At 71.7% G+C, this 16,246-nt stretch carries 18 protein-coding genes; 8 read left to right on the top strand and 10 right to left on the bottom strand.

Annotation, left to right across the window (positions count from 1 at the left end):
• Positions 1–39: 39 nt before the first annotated feature.
• Positions 40–1,356, bottom strand: coding sequence for a DUF2252 domain-containing protein (locus ACFYYN_RS11340; RefSeq protein WP_500545553.1), 1,317 nt, complete (start codon positions 1,354–1,356; stop codon positions 40–42).
• 159 nt (positions 1,357–1,515) lie between these two features.
• Here ACFYYN_RS11340 and ACFYYN_RS11335 point away from each other — a divergent pair, with 159 nt between their 5' ends.
• The 4 genes from ACFYYN_RS11335 (at position 1,516) to ACFYYN_RS11320 (ending at position 5,390) form a co-directional block, all read left to right on the top strand.
• Positions 1,516–2,052, top strand: coding sequence for a VldE C-terminal domain-containing protein (locus ACFYYN_RS11335; RefSeq protein ID WP_500330520.1), 537 nt, complete (start codon positions 1,516–1,518; stop codon positions 2,050–2,052).
• Between the two features lie 275 nt (positions 2,053–2,327).
• Positions 2,328–2,747: a DUF5958 family protein gene (locus ACFYYN_RS11330; protein WP_500545552.1), complete on the top strand. Its 420-nt coding sequence runs from the start codon at positions 2,328–2,330 to the stop codon at positions 2,745–2,747.
• A 1,440-nt stretch (positions 2,748–4,187) separates the two neighbouring features.
• On the top strand, positions 4,188–4,925 hold the full coding sequence (locus tag ACFYYN_RS11325; RefSeq protein ID WP_500545551.1) for a GNAT family N-acetyltransferase: 738 nt from the start codon (positions 4,188–4,190) through the stop codon (positions 4,923–4,925).
• 33 nt (positions 4,926–4,958) lie between these two features.
• Positions 4,959–5,390, top strand: a complete 432-nt coding sequence (locus ACFYYN_RS11320) for an SMI1/KNR4 family protein (protein WP_500545550.1) — start codon at positions 4,959–4,961, stop codon at positions 5,388–5,390.
• A 4-nt stretch (positions 5,391–5,394) separates the two neighbouring features.
• On the opposite strand, the gene ACFYYN_RS11315 is transcribed toward ACFYYN_RS11320, so the two are convergent.
• Positions 5,395–6,522 (bottom strand): tetratricopeptide repeat protein, encoded by a 1,128-nt coding sequence (locus ACFYYN_RS11315; RefSeq protein ID WP_500545549.1) that lies wholly within the window; start codon positions 6,520–6,522, stop codon positions 5,395–5,397.
• A gap of 80 nt (positions 6,523–6,602) precedes the next feature.
• Positions 6,603–7,208: a helix-turn-helix domain-containing protein gene (locus tag ACFYYN_RS11310; RefSeq protein ID WP_500545548.1), complete on the bottom strand. Its 606-nt coding sequence runs from the start codon at positions 7,206–7,208 to the stop codon at positions 6,603–6,605.
• A 204-nt stretch (positions 7,209–7,412) separates the two neighbouring features.
• On the opposite strand from ACFYYN_RS11310, the gene ACFYYN_RS11305 reads away from it, so the two are divergent.
• Both ACFYYN_RS11305 and ACFYYN_RS11300 read left to right on the top strand, forming a co-directional pair.
• Positions 7,413–8,063, top strand: coding sequence for a hypothetical protein (locus tag ACFYYN_RS11305; RefSeq protein ID WP_500545547.1), 651 nt, complete (start codon positions 7,413–7,415; stop codon positions 8,061–8,063).
• A 65-nt stretch (positions 8,064–8,128) separates the two neighbouring features.
• The gene (locus ACFYYN_RS11300; RefSeq protein WP_500330509.1) at positions 8,129–8,485 is read left to right on the top strand and encodes a hypothetical protein; all 357 of its coding nucleotides are present in this window, start codon (positions 8,129–8,131) and stop codon (positions 8,483–8,485) included.
• Here ACFYYN_RS11300 and ACFYYN_RS11295 read toward each other — a convergent pair.
• Together ACFYYN_RS11295 and ACFYYN_RS11290 are read right to left on the bottom strand one after the other, a co-directional pair.
• Complete coding sequence (locus ACFYYN_RS11295) at positions 8,464–8,952, bottom strand: hypothetical protein (RefSeq protein ID WP_500330508.1); 489 nt, start codon at positions 8,950–8,952, stop codon at positions 8,464–8,466. The genes ACFYYN_RS11300 and ACFYYN_RS11295 overlap by 22 nt on opposite strands.
• A gap of 51 nt (positions 8,953–9,003) precedes the next feature.
• Positions 9,004–9,627: a dienelactone hydrolase family protein gene (locus tag ACFYYN_RS11290; RefSeq protein WP_500545546.1), complete on the bottom strand. Its 624-nt coding sequence runs from the start codon at positions 9,625–9,627 to the stop codon at positions 9,004–9,006.
• Positions 9,628–9,706: 79 nt separating this feature from the next.
• On the opposite strand from ACFYYN_RS11290, the gene ACFYYN_RS11285 reads away from it, so the two are divergent.
• Positions 9,707–10,810 (top strand): mechanosensitive ion channel family protein, encoded by a 1,104-nt coding sequence (locus tag ACFYYN_RS11285; RefSeq protein WP_500545545.1) that lies wholly within the window; start codon positions 9,707–9,709, stop codon positions 10,808–10,810.
• 17 nt (positions 10,811–10,827) lie between these two features.
• Here ACFYYN_RS11285 and ACFYYN_RS11280 read toward each other — a convergent pair whose 3' ends face one another.
• The 5 genes from ACFYYN_RS11280 to ACFYYN_RS11260 form a co-directional block, all read right to left on the bottom strand.
• Positions 10,828–12,423: a cation:proton antiporter gene (locus ACFYYN_RS11280; protein WP_499511349.1), complete on the bottom strand. Its 1,596-nt coding sequence runs from the start codon at positions 12,421–12,423 to the stop codon at positions 10,828–10,830.
• 36 nt (positions 12,424–12,459) lie between these two features.
• Positions 12,460–12,897 carry a GNAT family N-acetyltransferase gene (locus ACFYYN_RS11275; protein ID WP_500545544.1) on the bottom strand — a complete coding sequence of 146 codons (438 nt, stop codon included), beginning with the start codon at positions 12,895–12,897 and terminating at the stop codon, positions 12,460–12,462.
• Positions 12,890–13,825, bottom strand: a complete 936-nt coding sequence (locus tag ACFYYN_RS11270; protein WP_499516802.1) for an RluA family pseudouridine synthase — start codon at positions 13,823–13,825, stop codon at positions 12,890–12,892. The genes ACFYYN_RS11275 and ACFYYN_RS11270 overlap by 8 nt, the downstream gene beginning before the upstream one ends.
• 58 nt (positions 13,826–13,883) lie before the next feature.
• Positions 13,884–14,444 (bottom strand): signal peptidase II, encoded by a 561-nt coding sequence (gene lspA / locus ACFYYN_RS11265; protein ID WP_500330501.1) that lies wholly within the window; start codon positions 14,442–14,444, stop codon positions 13,884–13,886.
• A gap of 119 nt (positions 14,445–14,563) precedes the next feature.
• Positions 14,564–15,058, bottom strand: a complete 495-nt coding sequence (locus tag ACFYYN_RS11260) for a TraR/DksA family transcriptional regulator (RefSeq protein WP_499511352.1) — start codon at positions 15,056–15,058, stop codon at positions 14,564–14,566.
• Between the two features lie 4 nt (positions 15,059–15,062).
• On the opposite strand from ACFYYN_RS11260, the gene ACFYYN_RS11255 reads away from it, so the two are divergent.
• Positions 15,063–15,965, top strand: a complete 903-nt coding sequence (locus tag ACFYYN_RS11255) for a hypothetical protein (protein ID WP_500545543.1) — start codon at positions 15,063–15,065, stop codon at positions 15,963–15,965.
• Positions 15,966–16,246: the final 281 nt, after the last annotated feature.

Here is a 16,246-nt window from a genome sequence, read left to right as displayed (position 1 = left end):
TGTAAGCAATGCCTAAACCCCCGAACAAGGCGCCCGGGATCAGAGCCCCGGGATGCGCCCGTTGCGGAACAGGTCCACGAAGATCTGGTGGTCCGCGCGGGCCCGGGCGCCGTAGGAGTGGGCGAACTCCACCAGGGACTCCGTGAAGCCGTCCTCGTCCCGGGCGATGGCCGCGTCGATGGCGTCCTCCGTGGAGAACGGCACCAGCGAGTGCCCGCTCTCGTCGTCGGCGGCCGCGTGCATGCCGGCGGTGGCCCGGCCGAGGTCAGCGACGACGGCCTCGATCTGCTCCGGGTCGTCGATGTCCGACCAGTCCAGGTCCACCGCGTACGGCGACACCTCGGCGACCAGCTGGCCGACGCCGTCCAGCTCGGTCCAGCCCAGGTACGGGTCGGCGTGCGCCTGCAGCGCGCGCTGCGAGATCACGGTGCGGTGGCCCTCGTGGCGGAAGTAGTCACGCACCGCCGGGTCGGTGATGTGCCGGGAGACCGCCGGGGTCTGCCCCTGCTTCATGTAGATCACGACGTCGTTCTCCAGGGCGTCGGTGTGGCCCTCGAGGAGGATGTTGTACGAGGGCAGGCCCGCACTGCCGATTCCCACGCCGCGGCGGCCCACGACGTCCTTGACGCGGTGGCTCTCCGGGTTGATCCGGCTGGTCTCCGGCAGCGTGTCCAGGTACGCCTCGAACGCCCGCAGCACCTTCTCGCGGGTGCCGCCGTCCAGTTCCACGGCGCCGCCCCCCGCGCCGAAGCGGCGGTCCCAGGCGCGGATCTCGGTCATCGAGTCCAGCAGCCCGAACCGGGTCTGCGAGCGGGCGTGGCGCAGCGCGTCCAGCAGCGGGCCCTGCGCCGAGTCCAGCGTCAGCGCGGGGACGGCCTCGCCGTGGGCGAGGGCGCGCACGCGCTCGCGGTAGGCGGTGGCGTAGCTGCGCACCAGGCCGGAGATCACGTCGTCGGCCAGGGCCTTGCTGTAGCCGATCAGCGCTATGGAGGCGGCGAACCGCTGGAGGTCCCAGGTGAAGGGGCCGACGTAGGCCTCGTCGAAGTCGTTGACGTTGAAGATCAGGCGGCCGTTGGCGTCCAGGTAGGTGCCGAAGTTCTCGGCGTGCAGGTCGCCGTGGATCCACACCCGGGACGTGCGCTCGTCCAGGAACGGGCTGCCGTCCTTGGTGTCGGCCAGGTCCGCATAGTAGAGGCACGCGGTGCCCCGGTAGAAGGCGAACGCCGACGCCGCCATCTTGCGGAACTTGACCCGGAACGCGGCCGGATCGGCGGCCAGCAGCTCCCCGAACGCGGTGCCGAAGACCTCGAGGATCCGCTCGCCGCGCTCTTCGTCCGTCGTCATGCCTGTGGCCATCGGTGCTGTGCCTCCTGGGCTGGTCCGTGTCTGCCGCGTCCAACGCAGGAGCGTACGCTCGCGTGCCCGGGGACGACCCCCGGCGGGGCGTTATTCGCGTCACCGTCGCACCGCGTTCAACCGGGCACTTCCGGCCACGGTCGCGCGTTCTGGCTTGCGATGAACACCACCAGGGGGCGGGACACCGCGCGCCGCGGCCGGCGGCGCACCATATTCGGGCTGCTGCTGATCGGCGGCCTCGTACTGGCCGCCGTGGCGTGGCCCACACTCTCCGCACAGGTCCGCGCGGCCAACTGGCCGAAGGAGCAACCCCGCGGGCCGCAGCACATCACCGCCCGCATGGAGGCCGTCCGCGAGGCCGTCGTCAAGGAGTTCGGCCCCCGCGGCCTCGAGGGCGCCCCCGGCTGCTACCGCGAGGAAGGCGGCATCGCCGGCGGCGGCGAACACCCCCTCGGCCGCGCCTGCGACTTCATGCTCATGCCCGCCGGCAAGAAGGCCACCGGCAAGTCCGACGCCCTGGGCGAGGCCATCGTGGCCTGGGTGCGGGAGCATGCGGACGAATACGGCATCTGGTACGTCATCTACGAGCAGCACATCTGGTCGAGCCGACTCCCGCAACAGGGGTGGAAGTTGATGGAGGACCGCGGGTCCATCACGCAGAACCACTTCGACCACGTGCACATATCGGTCTACTGAGCAGAGGTGACGCCGCCGCTGGTTGTCAACGTTGGTCAGCGCTGGTCCACCTTCCACGGCCCAGGGACGGCCCCGGGCTTTCGTGCCCCGCTGCTCACATCCTCAGCGCGTAGTGCCGCAGGACTCGCGAACCTGCGATCGCGCCACCAGAACGAAGGATGAAAAAAGGGACGGCCTCCTCCAGGGGGCGCGTCGCCCTGCTGGCTGAGGGTCCGCAATAGGGGCATCCGGCGGTGGCCTCCGGCGGATCACGACCCCAGGAGAGAGGGAAAGCCGTGCGATACCGACCGGGCACCGGGGAGTACCTGAACGAACTCGCCCAGGACCTGCGCCCGCTCGACGAGGGGATCACGTGGTTCGCGTCTCTCTCCGAGGACGAGCAGACTGGGACGCTGTGCCTGCTGGCGGGGTTCTGCTTTCAGGCCCATCCCACCGCCGAGGAAGCCCTGGAGAGCATCCGGCGTTCCGGTCTCCGGCCGACCCACACTCCTGCGGTCATGCTCGTTCGAGGACGAATCGAGGACCAGGTGGGGAGGATCGCCGGGCTGGCCCCGCAGCACGAGCGAATGAAGGCCTTCCGTCTGCTGATCGCCCTGCTGGCCGTCGCGGACGGCAGACGCAGGGCACGATGCCGTGTCCACAGCTGCAGCCACCACTGGCATCATCTGACCGTCAGCCGGGCGACGGCCCTGTGACGGAGCTCGCTCACCTGCGACACCCGCTTTAGTAGTTCGATCGGGGTCCCGGTACACCTGCAGAAACCGCCCGGTCCATGGTGGAGTTGGGTTCCCAGCAGCCGACCTGATCCGGGACCGTTCATGGCCGTTGATGTCATCGTTGGATGTCAGCAGCACGGCTGCAGAACCGCGGGTTGCGGGCTACGTGGTGCGGCGGCCTTCGCGCCATTGGCGTCTCTTATCCGCTGCGGCGCCTCCCTCAGCGGCACTCCTCCGCCACGCGGCCCGCTTCGCCGACTCGCGCCCGCAAAGGAATCCCCACAGCACAAGACCCGACGCCTCGAGGAAACGGCTGATGGCGTCGTCCTCCGACATCACAAACAGTAGCTGCGGCACCATGATCACCAGGTACCAGGCCGGATGGTTCTGCCATTTCGGTTTTTCCGCCACTCCTACCCCCTGACAGGGCGCACACTAGCCCACGCCTAGTGGCGACTGCGCTGGAGCTCGTCCACCGAGTCAAGGGCACCTGGAGCCCGGCTGCGCCCAAATCTTCGCAGGGCTCCAGCTTGGAAGACTGAGGCTGCGGACCCTGCCCCACCGGGTTTCGCCGGTGGCCTGCCTGGGCTGGGGCCGTGCATGATCAGGGAGCCGTAAGATGCCGCGCGGAAGAGGGCCGAAAGGGCGCGGGCTGGCGGCGCATCCGCGTCGAAGAACTGCGTGGCCAGCGTGGTTGGTACCGCCCAGCCGTGCATCCGGACCTCGTGGCACCCGAAACAGAATGCCGCCTCGAATATCACAACGTCGAGGGAGTCCTCGTACGCCCGCACACTCCAGCCTGGCGAGAAGCCGCAGCGGTGCTGTTCACTGCCGGGCAGGTCCTCGATCAAGGTCAGGGCCTTGGCAACCTCGCTCCCGGCCCAGTGCGCGACCGCTCTGCCCGGGTACGGAGCACCGCGTTTGACTGGGAGGGCGGAGATCTTCACGACCTCAATCAGCACGGTGGACGCAACGGCTTCGGCAGGTGGCTGCATTTGCACAGTCTGCCCGCCGGGCCAGTGGTCGGATCCGGTACGCCGGCCCGCCGTCCACACGACGTCCACCGAGTTCGGCGCCGCGGTCGACGTCGTGCCGTCGTTCCCAGCACGCGCAGGGTCGCCTGGAACGCTCGGAGCTGGCTGACAAGCCAGAAATCTCGTCACACCTCTCAGCGCGACGGAGGACAATTCCGGGCGTGGGGACGGACATACACGGGTTCATAGAGTGCCGCTGGGATCGCTGCCCGCCGCCGCCGTGGCGGCGGAACATGGGGTGATCGTAGCGGCCGCGTCGGACCGACCCCCGCCAACGTCGCGCCGGAGGTCGCAAGAGACCTGGGCTCGTACACCGGCCGCTGATCGGGCCAGCTCCTGTGCTCACGCCGCCTCGCACTGGGCACTCCAATGGCAGGATCCACGCATGCCTGACGACCTGACGGCTCGTGCTCATGCCCTGTGGCGGGAACTGGCCGGCGTACCTGCCGAATTCGGACGCTCCGCGGCCCAGATGGTCGTCTCACCGGGGTCGGGGTTGTGTCCCCCTTCGTGGTGTGGGGTCGTGGTGCTGGGCGGAGCAGGGATCGTCACGGTTCCGACAGCCGAGGTCGCCGGCCTGCTGTGCAAAGCCACCGCTGGGATTCCTCCGGACGCCCTCGTCCGGACGGACGCGCTCCGGACGGTACTGCCCGTCGCCGAGATACTCGGTCCGGCCACCCTCGCTTACGTGTCCGACGTGGAGTTCCGTCCTGCGCCCACGGACCGGGCTGTGGTGCGCCTGCCCGCGGAACACCCTGACCTGCTGGCCTTGCTCGGGGCAGTGGGGCACGAAGACGCCGGCGAAAGCGGCCTGGATGAGATCTCTTCGCCTGCGTTCGTCGTCCTCGACGGCGGCGAGGTCGTGGCCGCAGCGGGATATCGGCTGTGGCCCGGGAGTACTGCTCATGTGTCGGTACTCACAGCACCGCAGCGCCGCGGTCGTGGGTTGGCGAAGACCGTGGCCTCCGCAGCAGTGGCTCATGCTCTCGATGCGGGTCTCCTACCTCAGTGGAGAGCTCGGCCCGAGCCGTCCCGAAGGGTTGCGGGCGCGCTCGGTTTCCGGGAGGTGGGGGCCCAGTTGAGCTTTCGTCTCGAGGCCGGCGCCGGCGTATCCGGAAGCTGACCGGTTGACCAGCCCGCCGCATATGCTGCGCTGATGTGGAAAGAAACCGCTGCCGAGGTCCTGCCCGACGTCGCATTTCGACCACCGGTTGACCGGGCGGCCCTCGCCGACGCCGAGCAGCGTCTGGGGCGGGCCCTGCCCGCGCAGTTGGCCGCCCTGCTGCTGGAGGCCGACGGGATGGTCGGCCCCTACGGCAAGGACGTCGTCTGGTCCCTGCATCGGATCGTGGAACAGAATCTGCTGTTCTGGTCCCCCGATGCGTTCCCTGGCCTGTACATGCCCTTCGACGCCCTGCTGTTCTTCGGTGACAACGGCGGGGGTGACCAGTTCGCCTTCGTGCAGACGCCCAAGCGTCCGGACATCTTCGTGTGGGACCACGAGGACGACAGTCGGCTGTGGGCTGCGCGGGAGCTGGACGATTATCTGCGGCGGGCCCTCGCCGATGGCGGCGACTGGTACCGGTAGCCGGTCAGGCGAAGGGGCCTTGTGGCCGACCGGCGAGTGCGGGCGGCTGTGCGATGGCCGCGCGCAGACGGCGCCGGCGCCGGACGGCGACCACGATCCAGGTTCCGGCGAACCCCACCGTGACCCAGACGAGCGCCCCTTTGAGGGCCACGTCCGATTCGCGGAGCATCCCTGTCCGGACGAACACCGCCGGTGCGACGGCGAACAGGAGCGTGATCGCCACGTGCGCCCCGACAACGAAGCTGCCGAAGGCCGTACGCCACACCTCGCGCCCGTACCACCAGCGCAACACGGCCAGCCAGCCGAGAATCACCAGCGTGGCGACGGCGGCGACGAGCGTCACCCGTCCGCTCGAAGGGTGTACGTGGACGCTCTCGTCATCCCACGTGCCGGTCGCGATCAACCCGAGCATCGTCAGCGGCGCGACCCTGTGCAGGACGTGGAGGCGGGCCTCCCCCGGATCCGCGCGGAGCTTGCCGCGGATGCGGCCCCGGTTGTGGCGCCACTCGCCCGTGACGAGGGCACCGATGCCCACGATCGCGGCAGGCACCGCCTTGAGCGCCACAAGAACGTTCCCGGCGATACGGGCACCCCAGAGGCACCAGAGTGCCGAACTCCCGAGGACGAGGAGGGTCAGGCCCAGCAGCAACTTCACCCTGCGCCGTGTCGCCGCCGCCGGTGACACGGGGCCACGGAGTTCGGCGGCGCGGCGCAGCGCTCGCCTGGCCTCCCCGCCGGTCCCGAGCGGCAGAAGCGAGAAGCCGCGTTGCCCGCATGCGTACAGGGCGTGGCCCAGGGCATCGTGGGCCTCGGCCTCGAGCGGGGCGAGCAGCACGGCGTGACGCGCGGCGTGCACGCTCTCGGCGAAGTCACCGAGCCGGCGCCGCGCCCGTGACACCAGGACCTGGGCGCGCCAGCTCTCGGGCGCCGCGGCGACGGCGCGTTCAGCCGCGGCCAGCGCCAAGCGTTCCGGCCCGATCGCCAGGTACAGCGCGCCCGCGCCGCACCACAATTCCACGTCGTCCGGCGCCGCCTGGGCGACGGCGGCGTCCAGTGCCTTCCGCGCGTCCTCGTACTTGCCGTCGCGTCTGAGGGCCTCCGCCGACGCGAGCGGCCCCTGGACTTCCCCCACCGTCCCCACCCGTCTCCCCCGTTCCGGACGGAGGTTACTGCGTTACTGCGACGGGGAAAGCGCGATCAGCCAGCTCGTCCTCAGCCGTCACCGCCGCTCCCCTTCCCCCGGCTGGGCCTGGCCCGGACGTGCATGCGCTCGCCCTGGCGGCCGAAGAGGCTGAGGATCTCGACGGGTTGGTCACCGGCGCTGCCGAACCAGTGCGGCATCCGGGTGTCGAACTCGGCGGCCTCTCCGACGCCGAGGACGACCTCGCGGTCGCCCAGCAGGAGGCGGAGGCGTCCGGAGAGCACGTACAGCCACTCGTAGCCCTCGTGGACACGGAGGTCGGGCTCGCACTGGCCCGCCGGGACGACGACCTTCCATGCCTGCGGGGAACCCGGCTGCCGGGTCAGCGGCAGGACGGTACGGCCGTTCACGCGGCGGGGCTTGAGGCGTACCCGGGGGTCGCCGGACTCGGGGTCGCCGACCAGTTCGTCCAGCGGTACGCGGTGCGCCCGGGCGATCGGGAGGAGGAGTTCGAGGCTGGGGCGGCGCCCGCCGGTCTCCAGGCGGGACAGGGTGCTCGTGGAGATGCCCGTGGACTCGGACAGCGCGGCCAGCGTGACGCCCCGCTGCGTGCGCAGGCGTTTGAGGCGGGGGCCGACCTCCGCCAGGGCGGCGGCGATCGAGGACAGGTCTTCCATCCGCCCATTCCACCCCGGCCGTCCCCGGAACGGCAACGAACGTTGCCGTCGCGCGGAACGAGCACGCGTAGGCCGTCGTGGCGATCGGCGGTGGCGGCGGCAGGCCCAGGCGCCGTGCCGACCGTCATCCACGACGTGACGCCCCCGCGACGCTCCCTCCGGCCCCCTTGGATACGGTCGGGATCGAACCGGGAGGTGGGGGCCGTGAGCGTGATGGGCGTCTGGGTGGTCGGGGCCGTCCCCGACGACGAGGCACGGGCGTTGGCCCGGCACGCGGCCCGGCGGGGCACCGGAGACGAGGACCTGCCACCGGTGCACGCGCAGGCGCTCGCCTGGTGGTCGGGCGGCGGTGACGCGGAGCGCTTCTTCGATGGCACCGCGGACGGCTCGGGTGGCGCGTCCCCCACCCCGGCCGCGCTGCGGTTCGCCGAACTCGTGCACTGCAACACCGCCCCCGACGACGAGCCCGCGCTGACCCTTCAGGACGAGCTCATGGAGCTCATGCCGACGACCGGGGGCGACGGCCCGTTCGCCGCCGTCGCCCGTAAGGCGAGCCCGGTCGCGGCGCTGCTGCACGGTCTCGGCGCGGAGGCTTCGGCCCTGCTGCCCGGCAGGTTCGGCGAGTTCCTGCTGAGCCATGACGAGGTGGTGGCGGCACTCCCCCGGGTCGTGCGGGCCCTGGACGTCTCCGGCGCCCGGCGGGACGAGGTCCTTTCCCGCGTGGCCGGCTGGATGCGCGGCATGGGCGACGCCCCGGAGTTCGACGGGGCCGAGCTGCTCGACGCCCCCGTGCGTGTGCTGCGTCACGCCGCCCGGTCCGGCCTCGGTGCCGCCGCGTTCAGCCGCTGGTACTGAGCCGGGCCTCGATCCGCTAGGTTGAACGCGTTCAAAGTGCTGTTCGCCAGGGGGAAGGGGCGGCCATGAGGGCTGAGGTGGGGCGGCCGGAAGCGCGGGCGGGGATCGGGCGGCGGCAGTGGGTGCTCGCGGTGGGGGCGTTGGCCGCGGCCGTGCCCGGGCTGCTCTTCGGGCTGGACAGCTACTACGGAGGCTTCTTCGTGCTGACCGTGGTGCCGCTGGCGCTGCCACCGCTCCTGGGGCGGTTCCCCAGGGTGTTCGCCCAGGCCTGCGTCGTCATCGCGCTGGCGCTGGTCACCTGGTCCGTCATCGGCGCGGTGCCGGCGATGTACGTGTTCCTGCCCTCGGCCGCGCTCCTGCTGCTCGCCGCGGCCGCCGGGCCGCGCGGGGCCGCCTTCGCTCAGGGGCGGATCCAGCAGTAGAGGCGCCGTCCGCCCGCCGCCGCGCGGCCGGCCAGCCCGGCGAGTTCCTTGAGGAACAGCCCGAGGACGTCCGGGCCGTGGACGCCGTGGAGCCCCCCGGAGGTGCGGGACCACCCCATGGCGACGTCGTCCAGCAGGTCCGCGTCGAAGGCGGCGAGGGCGTCGCGGAAACTGTCGGTGAGGGAGACGGCGACCACCCTGCCCTCGCCGGCCACGCCCACCAGGGCGCCGCGGCGCGGGTCGGAGCGCACGTCCTCGGGGGCGCGGCCGGTGATGAGCACCTCCGCGGGGAGCAACTCCACGACCGGGTCTATGCCCTGGGTCACGTGCTCGTCGCGACCGTCGCCGTCGGCCTCGCGGAGCTCGCGAGGCCCCCGGAACTCGCACAGCTCACGGAACTCCCGGACCACGGCGCGTGCGGCGTCCTTGTCGTCGGCGGCGGAGTAGTACCCGTAGAGAACACCCATGTCCCCGATGATCTCAGCGGGCACTGACAACGGCCCCCGTCCGCAACGGCGTTACGCCTCCCCCGCCGTCCCGGTCTCCCCCGGCTCCCCCGCCGTCCCGGCCTCCGCCGCGAGGTCGGCGAGGAAGTCCAGGGCGACCGCCCAGGTCTGCTCGGCCGCCTCCGCGTCGTAGTCGTCGAGGTCCGGGTCGGTGAAGAGGTGTCCGGCGCCCCGGTAGCGGTGGATCTCCACGTCGGCGCCCGCCTTGCGCATGCGCAGGTACCAGGCGTTCAGCCAGTCGTCGGGCTCGAAGGGGTCGGGCTCGGCGACGTGCAGCTGGACGGGGAGGTCGGTGGCCGCGTCGTCGGCGATGTCGGAGGTGCCGTGCAGCAGCAGGAGGCCGCGGGCCCTGTCGTCGGCGAGGGCGAGGTTCTGCGCGATGGAACCGCCCAGCGAGAACCCGGCGTAGACCAGGCCGCGGCCGGAGAGCGGGCCGGAGACGGTGACGGCGCGCATCAGCAGTTCGTCGCGGCCGATCTCGTCCTTGATGGCCATGCCCTCCTCGACGGTGTCCGCGGTGCGGCCCTCGTAGAGGTCGGGCACGTGCACCTCGTGGCCGGCCGCGCGCAGCCGGTCGGCAGCGGCGTGCACGGCGGGACGGAGTCCGTAGGCCGAGTGGAACAGCACGATGGTCATGCCCGAGCTCACAATTTCACTTCCCATGATCGGCGCACGGTCGGGTACGGGCTCCATCATGCCCGTTACCGTCGAAGACATGGATTCCGTCATACGACCGCTCGGCGTGGTGGGCGGCTCCCTCGTCGTCACGCTCGCCGTGGGCTGGGCCGTGGACCATGCGCTGCGCCGGGCGGACGCCCGGCACCCGGAGACCCCGCTGTGGAACCTGCTGCGCCGCGCCCGGCTGGCGCTCCAGCTGGTGATCTGCAGTTCGCTGCTGCGCGGCTCGTACGAACAGGCGCACCTGGCCCGCGGCCACACCCGCGGGATCGGGCAGGTGCTGACGCTGGTGCTGATCGGGGCCTGTGCCTGGCTGGTCGTCAGGGGCGCGGCGGCCGTCGTGGAGGCCTCCTACTCGCGCTACGCCTCCGCCGCCCAGGACGCGGCGCGGGTGCGGCGGGTGCGGACGCAGGTGAGCCTGATCCAGCGGGTGGTCACCGCGGTCGTCGGCGTGGTGGCGATCGCGGCCATGCTGCTGACCTTCCCCGCGATGCGCGGCTTCGGCGCCTCGATGCTGGCCTCCGCGGGGCTGATCGGCATCGTCGCCGGCATAGCCGCCCAGTCGACGCTGGGCAACCTCTTCGCGGGGCTGCAGATCGCCTTCGGCGACATGGTCCGGATCGGCGACGCGGTGGTTGTGGAGGGCGAGTGGGGGACGGTGGAGGAGATCACCCTCACCTACCTGGTGGTCCGCACCTGGGACGAGCGGCGGATCACCATGCCGGTCTCGTACTTCACCAGCAAGCCCTTCGAGAACTGGTCCCGCGGCAACGCCCGGATGACCGGCACCGTCTACTTCCACCTGGACCACGCCACGCCCGTCGACCTGATGCGCGGACGCCTCCACGACGTCCTCAAGGAGTGCGAGCAGTGGGACGGCCGGGCCTGGGGCCTGGTGGTGACGGACACCACCCCGTCCACGATCGAGGTGCGGGCGCTGGCCACGGCGAAGGACGCGGACGACATCTGGACGGTGCGCTGCGTGGTGCGGGAGCAGATGATCGACTGGCTGCGCCGCGAGCACCCGTACGCGCTGCCGCGCATCAACACCGCCACCGCCCCCGGCCTGGCCGAGGCCCCGGACCGGGAGCAGGCCACACCCGGGGCCGAGGACATCGGTCCCGGCCCCGGATCCCGCTAGGCAACGCGCCGGGCCGGTTACCGGGACACGCGCAGGCTGCGCACGTCGAGCTGGCGCAGCACCCGGTCGACGATCTCGGGGTCGTAGCCGGGCTCGCTGCGGGCCGCGAGGACCTCGTGCCGGGCGGCGGAGAGCATGTCGCGCTGGACGCGCTCGACGGTCCTGATGCGGCGCACGCGGGCGGTGTGCCGCTCGCGCTTCTCGTCGTCGACGATGTCGGGGCAGATCCGGGCCCCGACGTCGAAGGCGCGGCGGTGCAGGAGTTCGGAGACCTCCTCGGAGAAGTCCTCGGTCGCCTCGACCTCCTTCAGCCGCTGCTTGGCGGCGGCCATGGCGCGCAGCGCGAGCAGCATCTCCATGTCGTGCTCCACCTGGGTGTCGCTGCTGACCCCGAGCCGTTTGACGACCTGCGGAAGGGTGAGGCCCTGCAGCACGAGGGTGGTGAGGACGACGGAGAAGGCGATGAAGAGGATCTCGTCACGCGCCGGGAAGGCCTCGCCGGCCTCCGTGGTGTGCGGGATGGCCAGCGCCAGGGCGACGGACGCCACACCGCGCATGCCGGCCCACCACATGACGACGGTCTCCCGCCAGGACATCGGGATGTCCTCGTCGAGGTCGCGCCGCTTGTGCAGCCGTCTGGTCACCGCTGCCGCCGGCATCAGGTAGGCCAGCCGTACGAGGACGACGGCGCCGACGACGATCGCCGCGTGGCTCAGCATCGTGCCCCAGCGGCCGGCGCCGACGCCGAAGACGTTGTGCAGCTCCAGGCCGATCAGGCCGAAGGCGACGCCGGTGACGAGCGTGTCGACGACCTCCCAGAAGGTGGCGCCGACCAGTCGCCCGGTCACGTCGTCGGCGTCGCGGGCGTGTTCGGCGAGGAACAGCGCGGTGGTGAGCACCGCGAGGACGCCGGAGCCGTGCGCCTCGTCGGCGATCGCGTACGAGGCGAACGGGACGAGCAGCGAGAGCCCGATCTGCAGGGTCGGGTCCCCCACGACGCCCATCAGCTTGGAGGCGGTCCAGCCGAGCACGACGCCGACGCCGACCGCGACCACCGCCGACAGCAGCAGTTCGCCGAGCGCCTCGGGCCAGGAGAAGGAGCCGGTCACGGCCGCGGCGACGGCGACGTTGTAGACGACGATCGCGGTGACGTCGTTGAACAGCCCCTCGCCCTCCAGGGTCGACACCATGCGGCGCGGCAGGCCGAGGCGCCCGGCGACGGCGGTCGCGGCCACCGGGTCCGGTGGGGCGACCAGCGCGCCGAGCGCGAGGGCGGCGGCCAGCGAGATGCCGGGGACGACGGCGTTGGCGATGGCGCCCACCGCCGCGGTGGTGATCAGCACCAGTGCGACGGCCAGCAGGAAGATGGCCTTCTTGTTGACGGCGAACTGCCGCCAGGACGTGCGCTGTACGGAGGCGTAGAGCAGCGGCGGCAGCACGAGCGGCAGGATGAGCTCGGGGTTGATCTCGACGTTCGGCACGAACGGCAGGAGGGCCAGCACGACCCCGAGCAGTGTCATCAGCACGGGCGACGGCAGCCCCATCCGGTCGCCCAGCGGCACCATGACGATGGCCGCGAGCATCAGGGCGAAGAACAGCGCGAGTTGATCCACACCCCTAGCGTGGCATGTCGGCCGCCTCCGCCCCGGTCAGAGCACGCGCCTCATCGACAGGTGCGGGATGCCCGCCTCCTCGTACTCCTCGCCGAAGGACGTGTAGCCCAGGCGCTCGTAGAAGCCGACGGCGTGGGACTGGGCGTGCAGCTCGACGGCGGACAGGCCGTGCCGCCGGGCCTCGTCCTCGATGGCGCGCACCAGGGCCACGCCGATGCCCAGCCCGCGGGACGCGCCGGACACGGCGAGCCGGCCGAGGATGCCGGTGCCGTCCTCGCCGAGGAGCAGCCGGCCCGCGCCGAGGCCGCCCCCGGGGCCGGTGGCCAGGACGTGCACGGCGTCGGCGTCGTGGGCGTCGTACTCCAGCTCGGCGGGGACCTTCTGCTCGACGACGAAGACCTCGTGCCGCACCGCGTAGTACGCCTTCAGGTCGTCCGGGTCGGTGGCGACCCGGACCTCGTAGGTCTCAGGCACTGTCGGCTCGTACGGCGTCGAGGGCGTACTGCAGGTCGTCGGGGTAGGAGCTCTCGAACTCCACCCAGCGGCCGTCCTCGGGGTGGGAGAAGCCCAGGCGGACGGCGTGCAGCCACTGGCGGGTGATCTTCAGCCGTTTGGCGAGGGTGGGGTCGGCCCCGTAGGTCAGGTCGCCGACGCAGGGGTGGCGGTGGGCGGCCATGTGGACCCGGATCTGGTGGGTGCGGCCGGTCTCCAGCTTGATGTCGAGCAGGGAGGCCGCGCGGAACGCCTCGACGAGGTCGTAGTGCGTGACGCTGGGCTTGCCGTCGGCGGTCACGGCCCACTTGTAGTCGTGGTTGGGGTGGCGGCCGATCGGCGCGTCGATGGTGCCGCTGAGCGGGTCCGGATGGCCCTGGACCAGCGCGTGGTAGCGCTTGTCGACCGTGCGCTCCCGGAACTGCTGCTTGAGGTCGCTGTACGCGATCTCCGACTTGGCGACGGCCATCAGCCCCGAGGTGCCGACGTCGAGCCGGTGGACGATGCCCTGGCGCTCGGCGGCGCCGGAGGTGGAGATCCGGTAGCCGGCGGCGGCCAGGCCGCCGATGACCGTGGTGCCGGTCCAGCCGGGGCTGGGGTGCGCGGCCACGCCCACGGGCTTGTCGATCACGACCACGTGCTCGTCGTCGTGGACGATCCGCATGCCGGGCACCGGCTCGGCGACGACCTCCACCGGGCGCGGCGGCGCGGGCATCTCGACCTCGAGCCAGGCACCGCCCGACACCCGGTCGGACTTGGCGGCCTCGCTGCCGTCGATCGTCACCTTCCCGGCGGCGGCCAGCTCGGCCGCCTTGGTCCGCGAGAAACCGAACATGCGGGCGATGGCGGCGTCGACGCGCTCGCCCTCGAGGCCATCGGGGACGGGAAGGGATCGAACTTCGGCAGGCATACTCACCTGATCGAGTATGCCGGATCCGCGGGGCGTCCTCCGCCGCCCCGATCCCGGCTCAGTCCTTGTGGACGGTTCCGTCCGGGTCGAGACCGCGGAAGGACAGCAGGACGATCAGGATGCCGCCGCAGACGATCGCCGAGTCGGCCAGGTTGAAGACCGCGAAGTGGGTCGGCGCGATGAAGTCGACCACGTGCCCCTGCAGGAAGCCCGGCGCGCGGAACACCCGGTCCGTGAGGTTGCCGAAGGCACCCCCGAGCAGCAGTCCCAGCGCGATCGCCCACGGCACGCTGTGCAGTTTGCGGGCGATCCTGGCGATCACCACGATCACCGTGACCGCGATCACCGTGAAGACGATGGTCATGCCCTGGCCGAAGCCGAAGGCCGCGCCGGCGTTGCGCACCGCCTCCAGGCGCAGGTAGCTGCCGAACACGTCGATGGGCTCGTGCCCCTCCAGGCTGGTCACCACCCAGATCTTGGAGAGGAGGTCGAGGACGTACGCGAGCGCCGCGACGCCGAGCAGCACGGCGATCCGCCGCGGCCCCTTGCCGGTGACCTCGTCCGTACCGCCGGTCGGCTCCTCGGCCGTGTCCGCCGCGGTCTCCTGTGCCTTCGCCATGTGAGTCCTTCAGCCCTGATCTGCGCCAGTCCGGATCCTGACGCAGACGAGGTTACGGCACATACGTCCGAACAGCGGGGCTGCGGGGGTTCGGGCCCCGCGATTCCCCGTGTCCGCGGTCAGTGGCGTTCCTGGCGCTGCTTGCAGTCCACGCAGAGCGTCGCACGGGGGAAGGCCTGCATCCGCGCCTTGCCGATCGGCTTGCCGCAGGACTCGCAGAGCCCGTACGTGCCGGAGTCCAGCCGCTCCAGCGCGTGCTCGGTCTGCGCGAGCATCTCGCGGGCGTTGGCGGTCAGCGCCATCTCGTGCTCGCGCGTGATGTTCTTGGTTCCGGTGTCGGCCTGGTCGTCGCCGGCACCGTCGCCCGAGTCGCGCAGCAGCCCGGTGATGGCGTCCTCCGAGGTGGAGATCTCGGACCGCAGCCGGTCCATCTCGGCCAGCAGTTCGGCGCGCGCCGCGTCCACCTCCTCCTCGGACCACGGCTCCTCGTCGGGCCGTACGGCCAGGTCGCCCGCGGCGACGACGCCCGCCGCCTCGGCGATGCGGGCCGTGGGGACCGCGGAGGCGGACGCCCCTGCCGCGGCCGTACCGGCCGCCGTCTTCTTCGCTGCCACCGTCTTGGCTCCCGTCTTCGTGGCCTTCGTGGCCCTCGTGGTCCTCGCCGCCGCTCGGGCGGGGGTCGTGCCGGTCTTGGCGGTCCTCGCGGGTGCGGCCGTCGCGGCCGTACCGGCGGTCTTGGCGGTCTTGGCGGTCTTGGACGTCTTCGCGGCCTTCCCCGCGGGCGCGGCCTTCTTCGCCGGTGCGGCCTTCTTCGCCGCGGCCGGCGCCTTCGCGGGCTTCTCCGCCGCCGTGACCGCCTTCTTGGCGGGAGGCGCGGTCTTCCTCGCGGTGCGTGCCGCGGTCTTCCGTGTGGACGCCGCCTTGGTCGTCGTCTCCTCCGCCACGGCCGCCTTCTTTCCTGCGGCCTCGGCCGCGGTCTTCCCCGCGGCGGGCGCCGCGGCCTTCTTCGCGGCGGGTGCCGCCTTGCGTACGACAGCCTTCTTCGCGGGCGCCTTCTTCCCGGCCGCGGCCTTCTTCGCGGTCGTCCTGGTGGCCGGCGCCGCCTTCTCCGGCGGCGCGGACGTACGGGGGACCGCCCGCTTCGCGGGGGTCCGCTTCCCCTCGGCCGCTCCTTCGCCGGCCGTGGCGGTGGCACTGCGAGCGGGGGACGCAGCCCTGGTGGGGCGCTTGGCCGCCGCCTTCCGCGCGGTGGGCGCGGCACTCCTGCGGGCCGCGGAGGCGGCCGCCGGTGCCGTCTTCTTCGCCGTCGTCTTCTTCGTGACGGTGGTCTTCTTCCCCACCATGGCCGAGGCCCCTTCACATATTGTGATCTTGCTCGCGAATCGTGCCGGAACGATAAATCGACTCCGGACCCGCGGCAACGGGGCACGCCGCCTGATCCGCCTGCCGCACCGGGTCGGGAGGCAGGTCTGCATCGGTTGTGCCCAGCTCTCCACGAGGTATTCCGGTACCAACGGGTAACAGGGTGCGGACCGGGCCATTCGGGTCACACCGGCTCCCCGCGGAAACCCGGCCGACACGGCACCCCGCAGCCCCTTACACTGGGCGGAGCGAAAGGCGTGGAAGGGGACGAGTAGCGCCGTACGCAGCCCATAGCGACCCGGGGACGGTGGAAGCCCGGGGGTGTGCGCGACGTGAAGATCACCCCGGAGCCGCCGGAAGAAAGCCCGCGAGGGCGAGTAGACCCGGTAGCGCGACCCCAATGAGGGGGTTGCGGAGCGAGCCCGCGAGGGCCCGTCCGC

The sequence above is a fragment of the Streptomyces sp. NPDC001902 genome (genome assembly GCF_042891295.1).
Taxonomy (GTDB): Bacteria; Actinomycetota; Actinomycetes; order Streptomycetales; family Streptomycetaceae; genus Actinacidiphila.
The sequence above is the reverse complement of the archived record's forward strand: the minus strand, read 5'-3'. Positions and strand labels throughout refer to the sequence as shown.